Origin of the sequence: Streptomyces sp. MB09-01, from assembly GCF_033794505.1 — a bacterium.
Lineage (GTDB): Bacteria > Actinomycetota > Actinomycetes > Streptomycetales > Streptomycetaceae > Streptomyces.
The window spans coordinates 1-2,742 of the sequence record NZ_JARAYQ010000487.1 but is presented as its reverse complement, the minus strand read 5'-3'; the positions used below and the strand labels follow the sequence as shown (position 1 = coordinate 2,742).

3 protein-coding genes and 1 pseudogene are annotated in these 2,742 nt (G+C 67.3%); 2 read left to right on the top strand and 2 right to left on the bottom strand.

Annotated elements, in window-relative coordinates:
* Positions 1–71 precede the first annotated feature (71 nt).
* Positions 72–656 carry a DinB family protein gene (locus tag PV721_RS42675; protein WP_319734182.1) on the top strand — a complete coding sequence of 195 codons (585 nt, stop codon included), beginning with the start codon at positions 72–74 and terminating at the stop codon, positions 654–656.
* Between the two features lie 127 nt (positions 657–783).
* Positions 784–1,096: pseudogene (locus PV721_RS44235) on the top strand (transposase); the annotation flags it as partial.
* Between the two features lie 132 nt (positions 1,097–1,228).
* On the opposite strand, the gene PV721_RS42670 reads toward PV721_RS44235, so the two are convergent.
* Both PV721_RS42670 and PV721_RS42665 read right to left on the bottom strand, forming a co-directional pair.
* The gene (locus tag PV721_RS42670) at positions 1,229–1,525 is read right to left on the bottom strand and encodes a hypothetical protein (protein WP_319734180.1); all 297 of its coding nucleotides are present in this window, start codon (positions 1,523–1,525) and stop codon (positions 1,229–1,231) included.
* Between the two features lie 226 nt (positions 1,526–1,751).
* Positions 1,752–1,898, bottom strand: coding sequence for a hypothetical protein (locus tag PV721_RS42665; RefSeq protein WP_319734178.1), 147 nt, complete (start codon positions 1,896–1,898; stop codon positions 1,752–1,754).
* Positions 1,899–2,742 lie beyond the last annotated feature (844 nt).

The window sequence follows — 2,742 nt, the reverse complement described above, 5'->3', positions numbered from 1 at the left end:
GCTCTTCCAGTCGTTGCGGACCACGTACGGGATCTTGAGACCACGAGCAGCCCATGGCAGGCTCATGCCGCATGATCGATGAATTCGCGAAAGACAACCTGCACGGGAGACTGCGGCGGGACCGCAAGGCGCTGCTCTGGAAACTCGACGGCTTGTCCGAATACGACGCCCGCCGACCTTTGACAGCGACCGGGACCAACCTCCTCGGCCTGGTCAAACACGTGGCCACCGTCGAGGCCAGGTACTTCGGCGAGGTCTTCGACCGACCTTCCCCGGAATCGCTGCCCCGGTGGCAGGACTCCGACGGCAGCGATCTGTGGGCGACCGAGGACGAGACCCGCGATCAGATCATCGGGTTCTACCGGCGCACGTGGGAACACTCGGACGCGACGATCAACGAGCTTCCCCTCGACGCCCCCGGCCACGTGCCGTGGTGGCCGGAGCCTTATTCGAACACGAACCTGTTCGCCCTCATGGTCCATGTCCTCGGCGAGTCCATCCGGCATGCCGGGCACGCCGATATCCTGCGCGAGGGCCTCGACGGCCGGACCGGGGTGCGCGCCGAAAACGAGAAGCAGATCGACGAGGAAGCCCGTGCAGCCCACTGCGCGAAGATCGAGCAGGCCGCCAGGTCGGCCGCACCAATCAAGGCTTAGAGGTTGCCTCACGTGACTTGATGTTCGTGCGGCATGATGCCGGTCGTGGGTGCTGATCTATCGAAGCGTCCGGTTCCTGATGAACTCTGGAAGCTGACCGCCCCGTTGCTGCCGTCGTTCGCGGCTCGTCCGCACCAGCGGATGTGCCTGGCGGCATCTGCCGCCGACGTTCGGCACGTCGCCCGCCACCACGCATCGCCGCTTCACGGTATGGACCGAGGCCGGCCTGTGGCGTCGGCTGCACCGGGCGGTGCTGGACGAACTCGGCGCCCGGGGCGAGGTGGACTGGGCCTCGGCGATCGTCGACGCGGCCTCCGTTCGCGCCAAGAGGGGGATCGCTGACCGGGCCGAACCCGGTCGATCGCGGCAAGAAGGGCAGCAAGCTGCCCATGCTGTCCGATGTCGTGTCCGGCGCGAACATGCACGACAGCCTCGCCCTGGCACGGTCGGGCGCGGCGGGCTGGCGGATCAGTGCCGGACGCCCCGGCCCCTGATCCGAAGGACACGGGACGGGGCGAGTTACCCCGGGCCCGTCGCCCCGGCCGCCGAGATCAGGATTCCCGGCCGGAAAGTCAGCCCTTGAGCAGGTTGTAGACGAGACCCACGACGAGGAAGTAACCCAGATAAGAGGCGAGTACCACGCCCAGCATCGCCAGGAGCTTGACCGGCGTCCCGAACGGCTTGCGGGCGAGGGAGAGGTTCGCGAAGAGGCCCGCCGCCCCGATGGCCCCGCCTATCGCCCCGCCGACCGGCAGCAGGAGGATCGGCACGATCGAGAGGACCAACTGCCACCAGGCGAGCCCTCGGAACTTGGCCCACGGATCCGGCTTGCCGAGCGAGTTCTTTCCGAGGTCGGGGATGTGCTGCATGTGCGGGAAACCTTCATTCTCTTCATCGTGATCGTGCTGAACCGTCAGGATGGGGGTGACGGGCCCGCCGGGCAACGACGCGCCGACAACGGTTTGCCTATGAAACTCGGCTGTCAACGGCCGGCTCGGCGCCCTTGCCCGCGCATTCGGTCCGCCTGGGACGTTCCTTCGGATCAGCCCGCGGTGCCGGGCGCCCCGGGCCTGACCTGATCAGAGAGACACGGCCTTAGTCAGCCGCCGCCAGTCGGTTGAGAACTTCCATCGGGGTGAAACTCCAGCCAACGAGGCGCGGCCGGCTCCAGTTGATGCCGATCATGAGTCCCTCCTGGGCGGCATCGAGCAGTTCGCGCTCCCGCCAGGCTTCCAGGGTCATGGATTCGACCCGTAGCCCACCAGAAGGGAAGGCTTCGCGTGCCGTCGGTGGAGAGGGGAGCCGGGCTTCCGCCGTCATCCCGGACAGGCCAGACCACTCCGCTCTGGCGGACGCCCCGGAAGAACGCTGCCGCTTGCGGACCACTCTGACTCTGGCCGCCGGTCCTAGCGTTCCCCGCCACTCATTTCGTTAGGAGTTCTCAAGCCGCTCAGACGACGATTTAGTCCTCCGCGACGCCGTCCGGCGGTTGCCGGGAGCCGCAGACCGCCACGGATCGCTGAACGCTCCTCGGCGAGGGCAACCGCCCCCAACTGGGGCCCCATCAGGCCCGATGAGGGCCGATTGAGGATCCTGAGAGGCGGAAGTTCACCTCAGCCGAACCAGACCGGGGCCAACACGAGACCGACGCCCCAAACTCACATCCGCACTTAGGCAATTAGGGCATCTTGCTGAACTCTTCACCTGCCTACCCGCCCAGACCCGAGCACAGTTCGGTAGAGGCGCTCTCTCACGCCTCCCCGCCCCCGAATCCCCATCGGACAGGCTCAGCAAGAAGCGAGCCGGCTTGGGCGGTCCACTCCAGCCCCAGGCTGCCCGCGGCCGCCATCATTGAGCAGCGCGTAGCGATCGGTGGCGGCCTATGACCGGCCCCGGACAGCGGTCGGTCGCCGTCGTACAGCAACACGCGTGAGAGGTGGCGGCTTATGTCCGGCCCCAGACGGCTCGCAGCCGCCGAGAAATGCGAAGTGTGGAGCGATCTGATGCGCGCCCCGACCAGGCCGGAGGCCACCGACACGGCCGTCCCTGCTGTGATCGCCCGGCCCGTTCTTTCGGGGTTTCCCGG

What these genes read in the sequence shown, in the direction of transcription:
- PV721_RS42675 (WP_319734182.1), top strand. Translation starts at nt 72, where the DNA reads ATGATCGATGAATTCGCGAAAGACAACCTGCACGGGAGACTGCGGCGG.
- PV721_RS42670 (WP_319734180.1), bottom strand. Translation starts at nt 1,525, where the DNA reads ATGCAGCACATCCCCGACCTCGGAAAGAACTCGCTCGGCAAGCCGGAT.
- PV721_RS42665 (WP_319734178.1), bottom strand. Translation starts at nt 1,898, where the DNA reads ATGACCCTGGAAGCCTGGCGGGAGCGCGAACTGCTCGATGCCGCCCAG.